Annotated in this window: 16 protein-coding genes; 15 read left to right on the plus strand and 1 reads right to left on the minus strand. The window is 74.8% G+C overall.

Annotated features, from left to right (window positions below; translation table 11 throughout):
- Positions 1-24: 24 nt before the first annotated feature.
- A complete protein-coding gene (locus tag ACFCLZ_RS07885; RefSeq protein ID WP_380284063.1) occupies positions 25-1,188 on the plus strand; it encodes a methyltransferase domain-containing protein in 1,164 nt (387 codons plus the stop codon).
- On the opposite strand, the gene ACFCLZ_RS07890 is transcribed toward ACFCLZ_RS07885, so the two are convergent.
- Complete coding sequence (locus ACFCLZ_RS07890) at positions 1,157-1,708, minus strand: hypothetical protein (protein ID WP_380284064.1); 552 nt, start codon at positions 1,706-1,708, stop codon at positions 1,157-1,159. The two genes, ACFCLZ_RS07885 and ACFCLZ_RS07890, sit on opposite strands and share 32 nt — an antisense overlap.
- Positions 1,709-1,814: 106 nt before the next feature.
- Between ACFCLZ_RS07890 and ACFCLZ_RS07895 the strand changes: the two genes are divergently transcribed.
- The 14 genes from ACFCLZ_RS07895 (at position 1,815) to ACFCLZ_RS07960 (ending at position 18,959) form a co-directional block, all read left to right on the plus strand.
- Positions 1,815-2,324, plus strand: coding sequence for a GNAT family N-acetyltransferase (locus tag ACFCLZ_RS07895; RefSeq protein WP_380284065.1), 510 nt, complete (start codon positions 1,815-1,817; stop codon positions 2,322-2,324).
- A gap of 279 nt (positions 2,325-2,603) precedes the next feature.
- Entirely contained in the window at positions 2,604-3,374 is a 771-nt protein-coding gene (locus tag ACFCLZ_RS07900) for a uracil-DNA glycosylase family protein (RefSeq protein ID WP_380284066.1), read from the plus strand.
- Complete coding sequence (locus ACFCLZ_RS07905) at positions 3,374-4,945, plus strand: hypothetical protein (protein ID WP_380284067.1); 1,572 nt, start codon at positions 3,374-3,376, stop codon at positions 4,943-4,945. The genes ACFCLZ_RS07900 and ACFCLZ_RS07905 overlap by 1 nt, the downstream gene beginning before the upstream one ends.
- Entirely contained in the window at positions 4,942-6,522 is a 1,581-nt protein-coding gene (locus ACFCLZ_RS07910; RefSeq protein WP_380284068.1) for a S41 family peptidase, read from the plus strand. Before ACFCLZ_RS07905 ends, ACFCLZ_RS07910 begins: the two co-directional genes overlap by 4 nt.
- A 387-nt stretch (positions 6,523-6,909) precedes the next feature.
- Positions 6,910-7,626 carry a chitinase gene (locus ACFCLZ_RS07915; RefSeq protein WP_380284069.1) on the plus strand — a complete coding sequence of 239 codons (717 nt, stop codon included), beginning with the start codon at positions 6,910-6,912 and terminating at the stop codon, positions 7,624-7,626.
- A 370-nt stretch (positions 7,627-7,996) separates the two neighbouring features.
- On the plus strand, positions 7,997-9,505 hold the full coding sequence (locus tag ACFCLZ_RS07920) for an amino acid adenylation domain-containing protein (RefSeq protein WP_380284070.1): 1,509 nt from the start codon (positions 7,997-7,999) through the stop codon (positions 9,503-9,505).
- A 103-nt stretch (positions 9,506-9,608) separates the two neighbouring features.
- Positions 9,609-9,851, plus strand: a complete 243-nt coding sequence (locus tag ACFCLZ_RS07925; protein ID WP_380284071.1) for a phosphopantetheine-binding protein — start codon at positions 9,609-9,611, stop codon at positions 9,849-9,851.
- Entirely contained in the window at positions 9,848-11,221 is a 1,374-nt protein-coding gene (locus ACFCLZ_RS07930; protein ID WP_380284072.1) for a flavin monoamine oxidase family protein, read from the plus strand. The genes ACFCLZ_RS07925 and ACFCLZ_RS07930 overlap by 4 nt, the downstream gene beginning before the upstream one ends.
- 97 nt (positions 11,222-11,318) lie before the next feature.
- Positions 11,319-13,064, plus strand: coding sequence for a class I adenylate-forming enzyme family protein (locus ACFCLZ_RS07935; RefSeq protein ID WP_380284073.1), 1,746 nt, complete (start codon positions 11,319-11,321; stop codon positions 13,062-13,064).
- 7 nt (positions 13,065-13,071) lie between these two features.
- A complete protein-coding gene (locus ACFCLZ_RS07940) occupies positions 13,072-14,508 on the plus strand; it encodes a KamA family radical SAM protein (RefSeq protein ID WP_380284074.1) in 1,437 nt (478 codons plus the stop codon).
- Complete coding sequence (locus ACFCLZ_RS07945) at positions 14,505-15,557, plus strand: RimK family alpha-L-glutamate ligase (protein WP_380284075.1); 1,053 nt, start codon at positions 14,505-14,507, stop codon at positions 15,555-15,557. The genes ACFCLZ_RS07940 and ACFCLZ_RS07945 overlap by 4 nt, the downstream gene beginning before the upstream one ends.
- Positions 15,554-16,804, plus strand: coding sequence for a phenylacetate--CoA ligase family protein (locus ACFCLZ_RS07950; protein WP_380284076.1), 1,251 nt, complete (start codon positions 15,554-15,556; stop codon positions 16,802-16,804). Before ACFCLZ_RS07945 ends, ACFCLZ_RS07950 begins: the two co-directional genes overlap by 4 nt.
- Positions 16,801-18,096 carry an MFS transporter gene (locus tag ACFCLZ_RS07955; protein WP_380284077.1) on the plus strand — a complete coding sequence of 432 codons (1,296 nt, stop codon included), beginning with the start codon at positions 16,801-16,803 and terminating at the stop codon, positions 18,094-18,096. The genes ACFCLZ_RS07950 and ACFCLZ_RS07955 overlap by 4 nt, the downstream gene beginning before the upstream one ends.
- Positions 18,093-18,959, plus strand: a complete 867-nt coding sequence (locus ACFCLZ_RS07960; RefSeq protein ID WP_380284078.1) for an SDR family NAD(P)-dependent oxidoreductase — start codon at positions 18,093-18,095, stop codon at positions 18,957-18,959. The genes ACFCLZ_RS07955 and ACFCLZ_RS07960 overlap by 4 nt, the downstream gene beginning before the upstream one ends.
- Positions 18,960-18,972 lie beyond the last annotated feature (13 nt).

Here is an 18,972-nt window from a genome sequence, read left to right on the forward strand (position 1 = left end):
GGGCCCCGCGGCGAGGATGGGCGCGTGGATCTGGCGAAGCGGCGGGCGTCGCTCGACGAGGCGATGGACGCGCGCGGGGACTGGCCCGAGCGGGCCCCGTGGCTGCGCGAAGCCGTGGCCGAGCTGCCCCGCGACCTCTTCGCGCCGACCCGGCTGTGGCGCTGGGACGGGCACGCGTACGCACCGGTGGACCGGCGGACGGACGCGGAGGGCTGGGCCGACGAGCTGTACGGCAGCCAGGACGCGGCCGCCGTCACCCAGGTGTCCGGCGGGCTGCCGTCCTCCAGCCTGTCCGCCCAGGGCGTGGTGGTGGACATGCTGGACGCGCTGCTCCTGGAGCCCGGGCACCGGGTCTGGGACGTCGGCGCCGGGCAGGGCTGGAACGCCGCGCTGGCCGCCTGGCGCACCGGGCCGGGGCGGGTGGTGTCCACCGAGATCGACCACGGCCTCGCCGCGTTCGCCCGGGACCGGCTGGCGACCGCCGGCCTGGGCGTCGACGTCCTGACCGCCGACGCCACCACCACCCCGCCCGGCGGCGGGCGGTTCGACCGGGTGATCGCCACCTACGCCGTCGAACGCGTGCCGTGGACCTGGATCGAGGCCACCCGGCCGGGCGGGCGGATCGTCCACCCCTGGGGGCGGCTGGGCCATGTCGCGCTCACGGTCGCCGAGGACGGGCGCAGCGCCTCCGGGTGGGTGCGGGGCCTCGGCCGGTTCATGGCGGACCGCAACGACCCCGCGCCGGCGGCGGTCCCGGCCCGGGGGCCGGCCGACGTGCGCGAACTCGTCGCGCGGGATCCGGCCCCGCTCCAGGAGGACCGGCACCTGCGGTTCGCGCTGCGGGTGGCCGTACCCGACGCGGTGCTCGCCACCGGTCACGACGAGCACGGGGTGACCACCTGGATCCACGACGGCGCCGCCTCGTGGGCCTCCTTCTCCGCCGTGGACGGCGGCAGGGCCGTCCTCAGCCAGGGCGGTGCGCGGCGGATCGGCGACGAGGTGCTGCTCGCGTGGTCGCAGTGGGAGTCGCTGGGCCGCCCGGAGCCGTGCGCCTACGGGCTGACCGTCACCCGGGAGGGTCAGTTCGCCTGGCTGAACGACCGGCACGAGGGCGTGCGGTGGCCCGCGGGCGGGCCCGCCCCCGAGGAGCGCGGCGCTACGGTGCGGGCGGGCAGACCAGGGAGCTGACGGCGGGCGTGGCGGGGAGCTCGCCGCCCTGGTAGGTGCCCTGGGCGTACTCGTAGTAGAAGTAGTAGACGTGGAAGCCCACCAGGGCCCCGGCGGTGCAGTCCGAGTCCGCGGTGAAGCGGAAGGGCAGGGTCACGGTGCGGCTGTCCCCGGGCGCGATCGGAACCGAGGGTGAGACCAGGTTGAAGCGGACGCTCATCGGCGCCACGTCGCACCAGCTCGCGCCGGAGCACCCGGTGAACTCGCGGTGGACCGCCGTGGAGGGCGGCGAGCCCCACTCGGAGGCGTACAGCGACACGTAGAGGAAGGTCACCGGGGTGGCCTGGCGGTTGGTGAAGGTCACGGACAACGTGGCGGCCTGGCCCGGCGTGAGCGTCGTGTCGTCGACGCTCAGCGCGAAGTACTGCGGCACGGGATCGGCCGCGGCGAAGGCCGGCCGGCCGAAGCCCAGCAGGCTGAGGAACAACGTCAGTGCGGCGACGAGGCGCACACGCCGGATCGCCCAGGTGGTCATCGACATGGACGCCCAGCGTAGGCACCCGCCTCCGGCCCGTCTGCCCCGCGCCCGGGAAACCGGCCATGATCGGATCCGTACGCATGCAGCCCCGAGTGAAGGGTGATCACGGATGCTGCTTCGCGATGTCGGGTACGGCGACGTCGACGCCTACGCCCGGATGCGGTGCGACCCGGCCATGATGGCCGAGTTGGGCGGGCCGCTGCCCCGGGAGGGCATGGCGGCGAAGGTCGGACGCGACGTCCGGCGGGCGGCGGCGGACACCGACTGGATCAAGATGATCGTGCCCGACGGGGCCGCGCCCGGGGTGGTCGCGGGGACGGTGACCCTGTGGGCGCACGAGGACGGCGGCGAGCGGATCTCCGAGATCGGGTGGATGGTCCTGCCGGAGTTCCAGGGCCGGGGGCTCGGCAAACGGGCGGTTCGCGCGCTGCTGGAGCTGGCCCGCGACGACGGCCGGTGGGGGCTGGTCCATGCGTTCCCGGCGACGACGAACGCCCCGTCCAACGGCATCTGCCGCGCCCTGGGTTTCCGGCTCCTGGGCGAGCAGGACGTCACCTTCGCCGACCGGGTCCTCCGCACCAACCACTGGCTCCTGGACCCGCGCACCGGTCTGGGTTGAGGCGGGCGGCGGGTGCGGCGTCCTGGCAACGAACGCACAGGCCCGGGCCGCACGGCGGGCCGACAGCGGAGGGTGAGCACGAACCGCGAGAGGCCTCCCGCACATCGGCGAGGGCCGGGCCCGGTTCCGGTGGGGCGACGAGCCGTTCGGGGCAGGGCTGAGCCCGGGACGGTTTGCGGGGGCGGGGGTGGTGTGGTCCATTGGGAGGAACACCGCGACGGCCGACGTGCCGCGTGAGCGCCGGTGCCCGGGTGGCCGCCGGTGAGGAGGTGGTGGGCGATGGCGGAGTTCGACCGGGGGCCTTCGGACGCGTTCGCGGAGCTGTTCGGGCGGGTGCCCGATCCGCCCGACGCGCAGGCGTTCTGGTTCGACTGGGGCCCGGTCTTCTACCGGGGCCGGCTGGACGGCTCGGCGCGGGTGCTGGTGGTGGCCTCGGATCCGGGGCCGACCGAGCGGATCGCCGGGCGCAGCCTGGTCGGGGACGCCGGGCAGCGGGTGCAGGGGTTCCTCGGCAAGCTGGGCCTGACCCGGTCCTACGTCTGCCTCAACGCGTGGGCGTACGCGGTGCATCCGTCGCGGGCCGAGGCGATGAAGGAGCGGCTCGCCGATGCCGCCCAACTGCAGTGGCGCAACGAGGTGTTCGGCGCCGCGGTCGGCGCCGGCCTGGAGGCCGTCGTGGCGATGGGGTTCATGGCGCAGGAGGCGGTGCGGCTCTGGGACGGCCGGCCGCAGCAGGCGGTGCTGGTGAAGGTGCCGCACCCGTCGAGCCACGACCCGGTGGCGCTGCTGGACGGCTGGCGCGCGGCGATCACGACGCTGCGCCCCGTCGTCGGGCCGGACGAGGACGGTGACAACACCGGCCCGAACTACGGCGACGCCTTCGAGGAGGCCGACTACCGTCCGGTCCCCCGCCGCGACCTGCCGTTCGGCGCGCCGGTGTTCCTGGGGGACGACGCGTGGGTGCGCGCCAAGGGGACCGGGCTGCAGAACTCGGTCGGCCGCCCGACCCCGGACGACGGGCACACGCTGGTCTGGAAGGCGCCGGGCTGATGGCGCTCGTCCTGCGCGGCACCGTCGTCACCTTCGACGAGCAGCACCGGGTCCTGGACCCCGGCGCCGTGTACGCGGGGGACGACGGCCGGCTGGACGCCGTCCAGCCGGCCGGGCAGCCGCCGCCCACCGGGTTCGCCGCCGCCCCGGTGGTCGACCTCACGGGGACGGGCGCGCTGGTGCTGCCCGGCCTGGTCGACCTGCACGGCCACCTCGCGTACCACACGCTGCCGCTCTGGGAGGCGGTCGGCGTCCCGTACCTGCACCACGACCGCTGGGTGGACGAACGGCGCGCGCCCGACTACGCGAGCACCGTCACCTGGCCCGCCAAGGTGCTCGGCCACGCCGCGCCTGCGGCGCTGCTCGCGTACGTCGAGGTCAAGGCGCTGGTCGGCGGGACGACGTCGGTCCAGGGCGCGCCGCACTCGACCCGCCCGCTGGACGGCGGGCTGGTGCGGATCGTCGACACCGAGAGGCTGCCGGCCGGGCGGGACGTGATCCTGACCTCGGCGCTCCAGCAGGACGCCGAGGTGCTGCGCGAGGAGACGGCGCCGAAGCTCGACGGCACCCGGGTGCTGATCTACCACGTCGCGGAGGGGCGGCGCGCCGTGGAGCAGGACCCGGCGAAGCCGGTGTCGCACGTCCACCGCGAGTTCGCGGACCTCACGCCGTGCCTGCGGCCGGGCCTGGTCGGCGTGCACGGCACCGCGCTCACGCCCGCCGAGTTCGCGGCCTGGCAGGGCGCGGTGGCGGCGGTGGACCCGGCCGAGCGGGGCACCGTGGTGTGGTCGCCGTTCTCCAACCTCTGGCTCTACCGCGAGACGACGGACGTGGTCGCGGCCGCCGCGCAGGGACTGCGGATCGTGCTCGGCTCCGACTGGTCGCCGTCGGGGACCAAGCACGTCCTGGGCGAGCTCAAGGTGGCCGACGGCCTCAACCGGCACGAGCTGGAGGGCCACTTCGACGACCGGGCCCTGTGCGACCTGGTCACCGCGGGCCCCGGCGACGCGCTGGCCACCGCCTGGGGGCCGCAGGTGGGACGCCTGGCGGCCGGCAGCGCCGCCGACCTGCTGGTGCTGGCGCGCCCCGACCCGGCCGGGGACGTGTACCGCGCCGTCATCGACGCGACCGAGCGCCACGTCCTGCTGGTGGTCGTCCGGGGCCGGCCGTGCTACGGGACGCAGCCGCTGATGACCGCCGCCGGGGCCGCGGCCACCAGCGCGATCGAGCCCGCGCCCGGGCTGCGCCGCCGGGTGGCCCTGACCGATCCGGACTGGCCCGCCGTCAAGCGGGCGCTGGCCGGGGTCCGCCGGGACCCGCAGGCCGCCTGGCGCGGCGCCCAGGAGGCGCTGGCGGCCTGGGGCGGCCCGCTCGACGACCCCGACGCGCCGCTCGCCCTGTTCGGCGACCTGCCCGAGGGCGAGGCGGCCGCCTTGGCCGGCACCGACGACGTCCCGGCCGCACTGGTCGTCCCGGAGCCGGACGCGCTGACCCACGACGCCGCCTTCTTCGCCGCCGTGGACCGCGGCGCGATCCCCGAGCTCCAGCGGCTGAAGGCGCGCTACCCGTGAGCCCGCGGGTCTCGGCCCCGGCCCGCGCGCTGCCGGACTCCACCGGGCTGGACGTCTTCCTGGCCCGGGCCGCCGCCGACCCGCTGCCGCTCGCCGACCGCTACCGGCTGCTGGCCGCCGCCCGCGTGCTGCTCGAGGAGCTGTACGTCCACCTCCCGCTCAAGCGGGCGCGCTACGCCACCGATCCGGTCCAGCGGCTGCGCCTGCTGGAGCGGCGGGTGCCCGACCTCGGCGAGCTCCAGTTCCACGGCGAACTCACCGCCGTCTTCCGGGACCTGCGCGACCTGCACACCGTCTACCAGCTCCCCGACCCGTACCGGGGACAGGTCGCCGTGCTCGGGTTCCTGGTGGAGGGCTACCGGGACGAGGACGGCGCGCCGCACTACCTGGTCTCCCGGACCGACGACTCGCTGCGGCACGCGGACTTCGACGCCGGCGTCGAACTGGAGCTGTGGAACGGGGTCCCGGTCGAGCGCGCCATCGAGCGCAGCGCGGCCGCCCAGGTGGGCTGCAGCCCCGACGCACGCCTCGCCCGCGGTCTGGAGTCGCTGACGCTGCGCCCGCTGCGGACCGCTCCCCCGCCCGACGAGCGCTGGGTCCAGCTCACCTACCGCACCCCCGACGGACGGCTGCGCGAGAGCCGGGTGCCGTGGCGGGTGCGCGCCGCCGACCGGCACCGGGGGCGGGACCAGGACCCGGTGCCCACGCTCGGCAGCCACCTGGGCATCGACGCGGGCAACGAGGCGACCCGCCAGGCCAAGCGCGCGCTGTTCGCGCCGGCCCCGGCCCGCCGTTCGGCCGCGCGGGCGCCCCGGGACGTCCTCGCGTACCGCAGGACGCGCGGCCGCCGCCCGTACGGGTACCTGCGCGTCTTCTCGTTCAACGTCGCGAGCGCGCGGCGGTTCGCCGAGCAGGTGGCGGCGATCGCGGCGGCCGCGCCGGCGGACGGCCTGATCGTCGACATCCGCGGCAACCCGGGCGGCAACATCCTGGCCGCCGAGGCCGCCCTGCGGGTGCTGGGCGGCGCGGGGCCCGTCGCCCCGGTCCGGTTCGCGCTGCCGACCACCCGCACCGCGCTCACCCTGGCCCGCGCCAACCCGGCCTTCCGCCCGTGGGCGCGCTCGATCCGGGACGCGGTGGAGAGCGGCGAGCCGTACTCGCAGGCCTTCCCGCTCACCGATCCGGAGGCGGTCGCCGACGGGCTGGCGCGCTACGCGGGGCCCAAGGTGCTGATCGTCGACGCCCTGACCTACTCGGCCGCGGACATCTTCGCCGCCGGCTTCGCGGACAACGGGCTCGGCCCCGTCCTCGGGACGGCCGCGACGACCGGCGCGGGCGGCGCCAACGTGTGGACGTACGAGCTGCTGGGCGTCTGGCTGCCCGGTCTGCCGGCCCCGCTGCCGCGCGGCGCCGGCTTTCGGGTCGCCCTGCGCCGCGCCACCCGGGCCGGGGGCAACGCCGGTGTCCCGCTGGAGGACTTCGGCGTGGCGGCGGAGCCGCTGCACCGGCTGACCAGGCGCGACGTCCTGGGCCACAACCAGGACCTGCTGGCGGCGGCCGCCGCGCTGCTGCGCTGAGGTCCGAAGGGGGCGTGTCGGGCCGGCCGGTCCATGGGTGATCGTGGTCTCCACGAGCGCGAACAGAAAAGCTCGGCCTCGCCGACGCCGCGCGCTACGAGAAGGCCGCCTGGGCGCCCATCCCCGGGTACAGCCACATCGCGGTCGTGCTCACCTCCCTCGCCCCACGCCGGACGGACTGATCCCCACCCGCCAGGCCTCATGAACACCCCCGCGTCGCCCCTGTATTGACTTATCGTCAGATCACCGGAACACATTCGCCCCGAAGGGGTGGTTTGCGGCTGCGCGCACCGCGGATTCCGGGAATCGGGCACCACGATGATTCCGGCGCTTCGCTCCCGAAGCACCGCATCACCGACCGATTCCCGAAATCACCTGCGAGGAACGATGAAGCTTCTGCGCGCCCTTTCGGTGGCGGCCTCGGCCGCCGCGCTGAGCACCCTCTCCCTGGCCGGACAGACGGCGCCGGCCTCCGCCGCCGGCTCCTTCGTGGTCAGCGAGTCCCAGTTCAACCAGCTCTTCCCGAGCCGGAATTCGTTCTACACCTACGCCGGGCTGGTCAACGCGCTGAACGCGTACCCGAAGTTCGCCGCCACCGGCGACACCGCCACCCGCCGGCGCGAGGCCGCGGCCTTCCTCGCCAACGTGAGCCACGAGACCGGCGGGCTGAAGTTCGTCGTCGAGCAGAACACCGCGAACTACCCCCACTACTGCGACACTTCGCAGTCGTACGGCTGTCCGGCGGGCCAGGCCGCGTACTACGGGCGCGGACCGCTGCAGCTGAGCTGGAACTTCAACTACAAGGCGGCCGGCGACGCGCTCGGCATCGACCTGCTGCACGACCCGTACCTGGCGGAGCGGGACTCCGCGGTCTCCTGGAAGACCGCGCTCTGGTTCTGGAACACGCAGAGCGGCGCCGGCCGGACGACCCCGCACGACGCCATCGTCAACAACAAGGGCTTCGGCGAGACGATCCGCAGCATCAACGGCGCGCTGGAGTGCGACGGCAAGAACCCGGCCCAGCGTGACGACCGGATCAACCTCTACAAGAAGTTCGTCGGAGTCCTGGGCACCGATGTCGGCGGCGGCAACCTGTCCTGCTGACGCACGGCCAGGAGCGGGGCGGGGGGCCGGTCGCACCGGCGCCCCGCCCCGTTCGCGTCACCTCCCGTTCACACCACCTCCCGCGCGCGACGGGACGGCGGCGCGAAATGGCAGCGGAGTCGGATCGTGTGCGATCTCCGGGGGAAAGGCGCCGCCGCCGCCCCGGGGCGAGCAGTCACCGCCCGGACACCCTCCGCAGTCACCCGGGCCACAGCGGCCCGCCCGAATAGCGCCGGCCCCGTTCACATGTCAACCACACATCCTTGAAGCGACATCCTCAACAACCATTGTGGCTCCGCAGGTTCGGCGGGTAGAGTCCCGGTCCGCCGAGTACCGAACACGTGCTCGCACGGCATTCTCTGGGGCGGGCATGACAAATAACCGCAACATCCACGGAGCCACTTCCGACCTGATTGACGCGTTCACGGAAACCGTGCGCCGATATCCCGCACGACCGGCGATCGTCCACCAGGGGCAGGACGTCAGTTATCGCCAACTGCACGAATTGGCACGCGCTTTGGCCGACCGGATCGGCCCCGCACCGGGCGTGGTGGCGGTTCCGGCGGTCCATGCGCCGGACACCGTCGTCGGGCTGCTCGGCATCCTGGCCGCCGGCGGGGCGTACTGCCCGGTCGACCCGGCGTTCCCGCCGCAACGGCGGCGGGACATGCTGGCGGCGGTCGGGTGCCGCACGGCCCTCGGGCTCGACCCCGGACCCGGCCCGGACACCGCCGGCGGGTCAGCGCGATCGGCCGGGACGCCCGGGGACGCCGCGCAGCGGCCGGCCTATCTGCTCTTCACGTCGGGTTCGACCGGGCAGCCGAAACCCGTCGTCACACCCCGGCGCGCGATCTCCGCGGCCGTCGACTCGCTGCGCACCCTGTTCGGCCTCACCGTCGAGGACCGGGTGCTCCAGTTCGCCTCGCTGAACTGGGACACCTGCTTCGAGGAGATCCTGCCGACGCTCACCACCGGCGCCGCGCTCGTCCTGGACCGCGAGGCCCACAGCGGGTCGTTCCCGCGCTTCCTGCGGATGATCGAGCGCGAGCGGATCACCGTGCTCGACCTGCCCACCGCCTTCTGGCACGAACTCGTCCTCCACCTCGCCGAGGAGCGCGCCGCGCTGCCCGGCCGCGTCCGGCTGGTGGTGATCGGCGGCGAGGCGGCCAACCCCGCGCGGCTGGCCGACTGGGCCGCCCTCGACACCGGGCGGATCCGGCTGCTCAACACCTACGGGTCCACCGAGACCACGCTGATCACCCATGCTGTCGACCTGCACGGCCCGCTGGCCGCCGACCGCGACCGGCCCTGGGCGCCCGGCGACCGGGTGCCGATCGGCCGGGCGCTGCCCCATGTGCGCGAACGGATCGACGAGCGCGGCGAGTTGCTGATCGGCGGGCCCGCCGTAGCACTCGGCTACCTCGGCCTGCCGGAGGCCACCGCCGCCCGCTTCACCGAGGACGCCGAGGGCCTGCGCTGGTTCCGCACCGGCGACCGGGTGAGCCGCGCGCCGGACGGCGTGCTGACCCACCAGGGCCGGTTGGACGGCGAGTTCAAGGTGCGCGGGATCCGGGTCGACCCGGCCGAGGTGGAGGCGCACATCGGCGGGCACCCGGGCGTGCACGCGGTGGCGGTGACGGGCGCGACGGTCGCCGGCCGCTCCGCGCTGGTCGCGTACGTGGTCCCGCGCGCCGGGGCGGCGGCCGGGACGCTCGACGCCGAGGTCCGCGCGTACCTGCGCGAGCGGGTGCCCGGCCATCTCGTGCCCAGCCGGATCACCGTCGTGCCCGCACTGGTGCTCACCGCGAGCGGCAAGGTCGATCGCGCCGCCTCGCACCACCGCCACTCGGCGCCCGTCCCGGCACCGGCCCACCCCTGACGCTTCCCCCCTCACGCGCCCGGGCCGGCGCACACCAACGGTCCACCCTCACCCGGTGCTGCCCCGGCGCACCGCACCACCCGACGGTCCTAGGAGAGCCTCCTTGAGCAGCGTAGACACCACTCCCCCCGACACGGAGGGCGTGGCGGCGATCTTCCGCCGCGTCCTGGAGACGGACGACGTCGCGGCGGACTCGGACTTCTTCCTCCTCGGCGGCGACTCCCTCATCGCCACCCGCGTGCTGAGCGCCCTCGCCCGGACGTACGGCGTCGAGCTGTCCTTCGAGGACTTCGTGCTCGCGCCGACCCCGGCCGGCCTCGCCGAGCTGATCGCGACCGTCGGATGACCGGCGGCAGAGCGCGCTCCGCCGTCGTCGTCGGCGCCGGACCGGCGGGGCTGACCGCCGCCGAGGGGCTGGCGGCCCGCGGGGTGGACGTCACCGTGCTGGAGGCACGCGAGCGGGTCGGCGGGCGCACCCACGGGATCGAGGTCGCCCCCGACGCCTGGATCGACGCGGGCGCCGCCTACCTCGGCGCCCGGCACACCGAACTCCTGAACCTCATCAAGGAGTTGGACCTCCACACCACTCCCACCACGATGCTCGGCGCGAGCCGCTTCGCGCTCGGGGGCCACCGGGGCGACGGCCCCGAGCACGCCACCCGGGACGGCCGCTTCCCGCCGCTCAACGCGGTGGCGCTCGGCGAGCTCTTCGACCACCTCGCCGAACTCACCGCCACCGTCCGGCCCGAGGCTCCCTGGCTCACCCCGGACGCCGAACGGCTGGACACCCTCACCGCCGCCGAGTGGGCCGAGCAGTACCTCACCCACCCGGACGCCCACCTGTTCTTCCCGCTCTTCCTGGGCGAGATGATGGCCGCCGACCCGGCCGACATCTCGGTCCTGCACATGGCCTTCTACCTGCGCTCGGGCGGCGGACTGCGCTACCTCAACGCCTTCGAGGGCGGCGCCCAGCAGGACCGGATCGCCGGCGGCGCGCACCTGCTCTGCGAGCGGCTCGCCGCACGGCTGGCCGAGCGGCACCGCGGCACCGTCCGGCTCGGCGAGGCGGTGCGGGCCGTCGCGCAGGACGCCGACGGGGTCACCGTGCACACCGAGCGCGGCGCGGCCTACCGGGCCGACGCCGCCGTGGTGGCGCTGCCGCCGCTGCTCGCCGACGCCCTCGACCTGGGCCCCGAGCCGCCGGCCCGCCGGGCGGGCGAGCGGACCGGGCGCGGCTGCGCGGTCAAGGTCAACCTGGTCTACCCCTCGCCGGTCTGGCGCGAGCACGGCCTCTCCGGCTGGTCGGTCAACGCGCAGGGCCCGCTGCTCTCCACGGTGGACGACTCGCCGGCCGGCTCGGCGGTCGGGGTGCTGACCGGCTTCGTCACCGGCGCCGAGGCGCACCGCTACGCCGCCCTGGCGCCGCGCGAGCAGCGCGCGGCCGCCGTCGGGCAGGCCGCGCGGCTGTTCCCGATGCTCCCCGAGCCGGTCGGCTTCCATGTCACCGACTGGGTCAACGAGCCGTACAGCAAGGGCTGTTACGCGGCGCTCTTCGGGCCGGGCGACTGGCTGCGGCTCGGCCCGGCGCTGACCGCGCCGCACGGCCGGGTGCACTGGGCCGGCACCGAGACCAGCACGGAGTTCTTCGGCCTGCTGGAGGGCGCGATCCGCTCCGGCCACCGGGTCGTCGCGGAGATCCTCGACGGCGAGGCCTGATCCGCCGCCCCGCCGCCGGCACCACCCGGCACCGTTCCCCCCGCAGCCCGTGCTCCCGTTCCACAAGAACCGCGGGCCACCCCTCTCAGGAGACGCCATGAGCGACCCGAGTTCCCCCCTGGGCAGCACCCCGCCCTCCCCGCCCTCCCCGATCGCGCCGCTCGCCGCCCGCGAGCGGCTGATGGCCGAACCCGGCCTCGGGGCGGGCAACTTCCTCGACCACGCCCTCGCGGTGAACCCGAACCGCGCGGTCCCGTTCGCCTACAGCCACCACACCGACCACCGCGGCGCCGTCGTGCTGCGCGGCCACAGCCTGCTCGACCTGGCCACGCTGCGCGACCGCTACGCCGCCTGGTACCACGCCAACGGCGTGCGCCCCGGCGAGCCGGTGGCCGTGGTGATCGCCGAGGGCCTGGAGCCGCTGCTGCACTTCCTCGCGCTCACCGCGCTGGGCGCCGTCCCGGCGCTGGTCAACGACGCCATGCGGCACGACGTGATGGTCCGCTACCTCCACCACGTCGGCGTGGTCGGCGTGGTCGCCGACGACACCACCCGGCTCGCCGCCGCCTACCGCCAGGACCCGCAGCGCCGGCCCCGGTTCCTCGCGCTCGCCGCCGAGGTCCAGGCCTTCGACGCGGAGGCCTCCGGCGCCCTGCCCGCCGAGTACCCGTACCGGCACGCGCCGGACGACGTGGTCGCGCTGATCCACTCCTCCGGGACCACCGGCACCCCGAAGTCCACCATGCTCGGGCACCGCCAGTTCTGGGACGGCAAGCAGCCGCGCATGGTGCGCTTCCCGGCCGAGCCGTACGACCGGCTGATGTCGCTGATGCCGCACACCCACGCCGGCGGCCTGAGCTACTTCCTCACCGCGACCCTGCTCGGCCTGCCGACCGTGGTGATGGCCGACTGGCGCCGCGCGGTCGTCGAGCCGGTGATGGAGGCGTTCCGGCCGACCATGGTGGCCTCCTTCCCGCGCACCTTCGTCGAACTCGCCACCGGGGAGGCACCGGTGAAGGCCGCCGCCAGGGTGCACTCCTGGTTCAACACCGGCGACAGCGCGCACTACGGGCACATCCGCCGCCTGGTCCAGCTGGGCGAGCGCCCGGCCGGGCTGATCCGGCCCTGGCTGCTGCCGCAGCAGAAGGCGGAGCAACCCGCCCTGCCCGGTTCGCAGTTCGTCGACGGCCTGGGCTCCTCGGAGATGGGCATGGCGCTGTTCGGCCAGGTGACCACGCCGGAGTCGGCCCGCGACGACCGGTGCGTCGGCAAGCCGCTGGAGGTGGTGCGCCGGGCCGCCGTGCTGGACCAGGACGGCGGCGAGGTGCCGGACGGCACGGTCGGGCTGCTGGCGATCGACTCGCCCTCGCGCACGCCCGGTTACTGGAACAACGAGCGGCTGACCGGCAGCTTCGAGCTGGCCGGGTACTGGCTGACCGGGGACGTCGCCCGGCGCGACGCCGAGGGCCGGTTCTACCACCTGGACCGGACGGTGGACGTCATCGACACCGCCACCGGACCGGTCTACAGCCTGCCGATCGAGGAGGTGCTGCTCGCGGACTGCGCCGAGCTGGTCCGGGACTGCTCGGTGGTCGGCGTGCCCGGAGCCGCCGGGGAGGGCCAACGGCCCATCGCCGTCGTCCAGTTGCAGCAGGACGCGGCGCAGGCCACGGAGGCGGACGTGCAGGAGGCCGCCAACAAGGCGCTCGCGCAGGCGGGCCTGGCCGCGCTCGCCGCCGTCCGGATCGCCCGCACGGCGCAGGAGTTCCCGCTCGGGCCCACCGGCAAGGTGCTCAAGCGCGAACTGCGCACCCGCTTCGCCACCCTCTTCACCGGCCAGTAGCCCCCGGATGGACGACCAGCACGCTGCCGCCGCGCACCCCGCGCCCGCGCAGCCCTACCAGTACGTCCGCACGCCCCTGGTGGAGCCGGACTGGCGCCGGCTGCCGGGCTGGCGCGACGTGACCGAGGACCAGTGGCGCGACGCCCAGTGGCAGCGCGCCCACTGCGTCAAGAACACCCGCCAACTGCGGGCCGTCGTCGGAGATCTGCTCACCCCCGACCTCTACGCCCAACTCGACTCCGACCAGGAGCAGTTCGCGACCATGCCGCTGCTGGTGCCGCCGCAGCTGCTCAACACCATGGCCGCGCACGCCCCGACCACCCCCGAGGCGTTCACCGCCGCGTTCCTGGCGGACCCGGTGCGCCGCTACATGCTGCCGGTGCGCGCCGACCGGCTCCCGCACTGGCCCAGCCACCCCAAGGCCGAGCGCGACTCGCTGCACGAGGCCGAGATGTGGGTCGTCGAGGGCCTCACCCACCGCTACCCCACCAAGGTGCTGGCCGAACTGGTCGCCACCTGCCCGCAGTACTGCGGCCACTGCACCCGGATGGACCTGGTCGGCACCTCCACGCCGCAGGTCGCCAAGACCCGCCTGGCGCTGCGGCCCGAACACCGCCAGGAGCAGATGCTCGACTACCTCAAGCGCACCCCGACCGTGCGCGACGTGGTCGTCTCCGGCGGCGACCTCGCCAATGTGCCCTGGCCGCAGCTGGAGTCGTTCCTGCGCCGGCTGCTGGAGCTGGAGTCGGTGCGCGACATCCGGCTCGCCAGCAAGGCGGTGGTCGGACTGCCGCAGCACTGGCTGCAGCCGCAGGTCCTGGCGGGCGTGCACCGGGTGGCGACGATCGCCGCCCAGCGGGCCGTCAACCTCGCCGTGCACACCCACGCCAACCACGTCCGCTCCATCACCCCGCTGGTCGCCGAGGCGGCCCGGGCGCTGCTCGACGCGGGCGTGCGGGACGTGCGCAACCAGGGCGTGCTGATGCGGCGGGTCAACGACACCCCCGAGGACCTGCTGGACCTCTGCTTCGCCCTCCAGGGCGAGGCCAACATCCTGCCGTACTACTTCTACCTCTGCGACATGATCCCCAACGCCGAGCACTGGCGCACCAGCCTCCACCAGGCGCAGCGCCTCCAGGAGGCGATCATGGGCTACCTGCCCGGCTACGCCACCCCGCGCCTGGTCTGCGACGTGCCGCGGCTCGGCAAGCGCTGGGTGCACCAGGTGGTGGCGTACGACCGCGAGCGCGGCATCTCGTACTGGACGAAGAACTACCGCACCGGGCTGGAGGTCCGCACGGCGGACGCCGCCCCGGCCGGGCACGACGCGCTGGACCGCCTCCACCCCTACTACGACCCGGTGGACACCCTCCCCGAGGCCGGCCGCCGCTGGTGGGCGGACCGGGCCGGGCACCCCGCACCCCAGGAAGGAGCAGCACGGTGAACCCCGCCGCCCCGCAGCGACCCGATCCCGCCGCGCACGACCCCGGCCCGCTGCGCCGGATGTGCTGGATCTTCCCCGACCGCGAGTCGACGCGGACGACCGCGACCTGGCGCCACTACTTCTGGGACCTCTACGCCGAGGTGGCCGAGGAGCTGGGCCTGACCTGGTGCCGGCACGCGCCGGACGCGGTCACCGTGGACGCCACCGACCCGGCCCGCCCGCTGGTGTACGTCGACGAGGAGCCGGTAACCCCGCAGGACACCCTGTTCATCACCGCGCTCTACTCGCTGCCGTACCAGTCGATGGACGTCTTCAACCAGTACGCGCTGTACGCGGTGCTGGAGCAGGCCGGCTTCTACCTGCCGTTCCCGCCGCAGGTCTCGCTGATCGGCAACGACAAGCTGGCCACCGTGCTGCACCTCGCCGACTCGCCGGTGCCGCCGATCCCCTCGATCCGGATCGGCACCGGCCGGGACGTCGCCAAGCACCACTACGAGGTGGCGCTCGGCTCCCTGACCTACCCGGCGATCGTCAAGCCGGCCGGCTGGTGCGGCGGCGGCGGGATCAACCTGGCGCGCGGCCCGGAGGACGTCCGGGGCCTGGCCAGCCTCGCCCAGGGCGGCGACACCACGCTCATCGCCCAGCCCTACCTCGGCGACGGCACCGTGGACTACCGCGTCTACGTGATCGACGGCAAGCCGTACGCGGCGCTGCGGCGGGTGCCCGAAGCCGGTTCGCCGGTGGCCAACGCCAGCCGCGGCGGCTCGATGGACTTCCCGCCGGTGCCGCCCGAACTGGCCGAGGCCACCGCGTACTTCGCCGAGAAGCTGGCGATCCCGTTCTTCTGCGTGGACTTCCTGTACGACGGCGAGCGGTACTGGTTCTCCGAGCTTGAGCCGGACGGCGTGATCGCCCCGGACTTCGACGACCCGGGGCGCACCCTGCAACGGGACATCACCCGGGCCCGGTTCACCGCCTACCGGGACGCCCACGCCAAGTGGCTCGCGAACCGCCCCCTCGCCCCCACCCCCCGATCGGAAACCCGATGACCGACGCCTTCTCCCTGCCGCCCGAGGCGGCCGAGGCCCGACTGAACGTCGCCGCACGGACCTTGGAGCTGCTGCGGACGGTGCCCGCGCTCGCGCCGCGCTACGCCGGCCACCCCGAGGGCCTGCGCCGCCTGGACGAGCTGGCCGCCCTGCCGCCGCTGCTCAAGGACGATCTGAACACCGCCCTCGTCCACCTGGAGCCGCGCTCCGGCACGGCCGCCACCTGGCTGTTCCAGAGCGGCGGCTCCACCGGCGCGCCCAAGGTCGGCTACGCGCCGACCGGCTTCTACATGGCCGCCGTCCAGGACCACTGGCAGGCGCTCGACCGGGACGACGTGTTCGCCAACGCCTGGGGCGCGGGCCGGATGTGGGGCGCGCACTTCCTCGCCGCCGCGCTCGCCGACCGGGCGGGCTGCCGGGTGATCGCGCTCGGTTCGATCACCCGCGAGGAGTACCCGGACTGGCTGGCCTTCCTCGCCGACCGCCGGGTGACCGCGATCGGCGGCACCCCGAGCGTGCTGCGCCTGTGGTTCGCGCACGCCCGCGCCGCCGGGATCGGGCTGCCCGCCCTGCGCAAGGTGCTCTGGCTCGGCGAGGCCTGGCAGCCGCAGCTGGAGGAGGACCTCGCGGCCGTCGCGCCGCAGGCCCGCCGCTGGGGCATGTTCGGCTCCACCGAGACCTGGGTGGTCGGCACCAACACCCCCGACTGCCCCGCCGACACCTTCCACCCGCTGCCCGAGCAGCTGGTGCACGCGGGCCCGGACGGGCTGCTGGACTTCACCACCCTCGACCCGGAGATGCTCAACCCGGTGCTGCGCTACCGCACCGGCGACGCGGGCGAGTTGACCACCTGCCCGTGCGGGCGGCCGGGCCGGGCGATGCGGGTGCTGGGGCGGCGCGACAACGTCGTCCAGGTGCGCGGCCTCGGCCTGCACGTGGACGAGCTGGTCGCCCGGGCGGAGCGCGAACCGGGCGTCTCCCGGGCGCAGGTGGTGATCACCGAGGACGGCGGCCGGGCCACCGGCGTGGACGTCCTGCTGCTGGCCGACCCCGGCGCGGCGGTGGACGCGGCGGCCCTGCGCGCCGAACTGCTGTCCGGCACCTTCACGTTGAGCACCGCCTTCCAGCACGACCCGGAGCGCGTCACGGTCCGGGTGGCGGAGGCGCTGGTCGGCAACGACCGCACCGGCAAGACGGCCTCCCTCGTGGTGCGCGAGGTCCAGCGGGTCACCGGGGAGGCCTCGTGAAGCCGCGGCGGCCGGAGGACCTGGGCCGCGGCTTCAACCTGTTCTGGGCCGGCCAGACGGTCAGCGTGGTCGGCGACCGGATCACCGTGTTCGTCGTCCCCACCCTGATGATCTTCGTCCTGCACGCCTCCGCCCTCCAGGTCGGCGTGGTGGCGATGGCCCAGTACCTCGGCATCCCGCTGCTCGGCCCGGTCGCGGGCGTGCTCGTCGACCGCTGGGACAAGCGCCTGACGATGCTCGTCTGCGACCTGCTGCGGCTGGCCGCCGTCCTGGTGATCCCCCTCGCCTACTGGCTGGACTTCCTCTCCACCGCGCTGCTGTTCGGCTGCGTGGCGGTGATCAGCGCAGCGACCATCTTCTTCAACGTCGGCTATCTGATCGCCGTCCCCGCCGTGGTGCCGGAGGACCGGATGGTGCGCGCCTACTCCCGGCTGGAGGGCAGCAACTCGGTCTCCGAGGTGGCCGGCCCGTCGATCGCCGCCGGACTGTACAGCGCGCTCGGGGTGGGCGCGCTGCTGGTGGACGCGGCCAGCTACCTGGTGTCCGCCGCCTGCTTCCGGTCCATGCCGGCGTGGGGCGAGCGGACCGTCGTCGAGGGCAGCGTGTGGGAGCGGCTGACCGCGGGCTTCCGGATGAACTGGGCCGACCCGGTGCTGCGCCGGGTGGTGCTGGCGGCCGTCACGCTCAACTCCGGCGGGCCGATCTTCGTCACGGTGCTGCCGGTGCTCGCCTACCGGGGCCTCGGCGTGTCGGTCGGCGTGCTCGGCGCGGCCATGTCGGTCGGCGCGGTGGGCGCGCTGATCGGCGCCGTGGTCGCGCCGCGGATCGGCGCGCGCCTGGGCCTGGGGCGGACCCTGGCCTGGTCGCTGCTGCTGCACTGCCTGGTCGGACTGGGCGTGCTGGCCGCGCCCGCGCTGCCCGCCGGACCGGTGATCGCGGTGACCATGGGCTGCTACGGCTTCTTCATGTCCTGCATCAACGTGTGCAGCGCGCCCACCCGGCAGTCGCGGATGTCCGCCGAGCACCAGGGCGTGATGCACGCGGCGTTCCGCACCGTCACCTGGGGCGTGATCCCGCTCGCCGCGCTGGTCGGCGGCCTCGCCGTGTCCGCGCTCACCGAACCGCTCGGCATCCGGGACGCGGCGCGCTGGGTGATGGCCGGCGGCACGCTGCTGGCGGCCTGCTCCTTCCTGCCCGCGCTCGGCATCCAGGCCCGGCTGGACGCCGCCGCCCGCTCGGAGAAGCCGCAATCCACCGACACCGCACCCGAGTTGTCGGGGAGCGCGTCGTGAGCGCGCACGGCGTCCTGCTGATCACCGGCTGCTCCTCCGGCATCGGCCTGGCCACCGCCGTGGCCGCCGCCCGCGCCGGGTTCAGCACCGTGGCGACCCTGCGCGATGCGGCTCGCGCCGGGGCCCTGCGCGAGGCCGCCGATCAGGCCGGCGTCGCGCTGGACGTCCGCCCGCTCGACGTCACCGACCCCGCGTCCGTCACCGCCTGCGTCGACGGCGTGGCCGCGACGTACGGGCGGCTGGACGCGGTGGTCAACAACGCCGGGGTCTCCAACTTCGACCCCACCCTGGAGATGTCCACCGACGCCGCGCTGCGGGCGAACCTGGAGGTGAACTTCTTCGGCGTGATCGCGGTCAGCCGCGCCGCGTTGCCGCTGCTGCGGGCCTCCGGCGGCCGGCTGGTCACCATCGGCAGCGTGCACGGCGTGGTCGGCCAGCCCTTCAACGAGGCCTACTGCGCCGCCAAGGCCGCCGTCGAGGGCTTCATGGAGAGCCTCGCCCCGGTGGCCGGCGCGCACGGCGTCCGGGTCTCCGTCGTCGTCCCCGGCTTCGTGCCCGACACCGGGTTCGGGGTCTTCCCGGACATCGACCGGCGCACCATCGCGGCCGCCTCCGGCCCCTACGCGCCGACCTTCGCCGACTACCTGTCCCGGGTCGGCGGCCAGGGCTGGGAGGCCGCCGGGCAGCCGGCCCGCGAGGTGGCCGAGGTGGTGGTGCGGACGCTGCGCGCCGAGCGGCCCGCCTTCCGCGTCCCCACCAACGCCTGGGCCGCCGCCCACCTGGCGCAGAAGCTCGCCGACCCGGACGGCTCGGCCGTCCAGACCCTCGCCCGCACCTGGATCGGCCGCGCCGACCAGCACTGATCAACCGTCAGGA

Source organism: Kitasatospora purpeofusca (genome assembly GCF_042691725.1).
Lineage (GTDB): Bacteria > Actinomycetota > Actinomycetes > Streptomycetales > Streptomycetaceae > Kitasatospora > Kitasatospora purpeofusca_B.

Bases quoted from the DNA above. Each gene is read 5' to 3' on its own strand.
- ACFCLZ_RS07935 (WP_380284073.1), top strand. From the start codon at position 11,319: ATGAGCGACCCGAGTTCCCCCCTGGGCAGCACCCCGCCCTCCCCGCCC.
- ACFCLZ_RS07940 (WP_380284074.1), top strand. From the start codon at position 13,072: ATGGACGACCAGCACGCTGCCGCCGCGCACCCCGCGCCCGCGCAGCCC.
- ACFCLZ_RS07950 (WP_380284076.1), top strand. From the start codon at position 15,554: ATGACCGACGCCTTCTCCCTGCCGCCCGAGGCGGCCGAGGCCCGACTG.
- ACFCLZ_RS07915 (WP_380284069.1), top strand. From the start codon at position 6,910: ATGAAGCTTCTGCGCGCCCTTTCGGTGGCGGCCTCGGCCGCCGCGCTG.
- ACFCLZ_RS07890 (WP_380284064.1), bottom strand. From the start codon at position 1,708: ATGTCGATGACCACCTGGGCGATCCGGCGTGTGCGCCTCGTCGCCGCA.
- ACFCLZ_RS07900 (WP_380284066.1), top strand. From the start codon at position 2,604: ATGGCGGAGTTCGACCGGGGGCCTTCGGACGCGTTCGCGGAGCTGTTC.
- ACFCLZ_RS07920 (WP_380284070.1), top strand. From the start codon at position 7,997: ATGACAAATAACCGCAACATCCACGGAGCCACTTCCGACCTGATTGAC.
- ACFCLZ_RS07930 (WP_380284072.1), top strand. From the start codon at position 9,848: ATGACCGGCGGCAGAGCGCGCTCCGCCGTCGTCGTCGGCGCCGGACCG.
- ACFCLZ_RS07895 (WP_380284065.1), top strand. From the start codon at position 1,815: ATGCTGCTTCGCGATGTCGGGTACGGCGACGTCGACGCCTACGCCCGG.
- ACFCLZ_RS07905 (WP_380284067.1), top strand. From the start codon at position 3,374: ATGGCGCTCGTCCTGCGCGGCACCGTCGTCACCTTCGACGAGCAGCAC.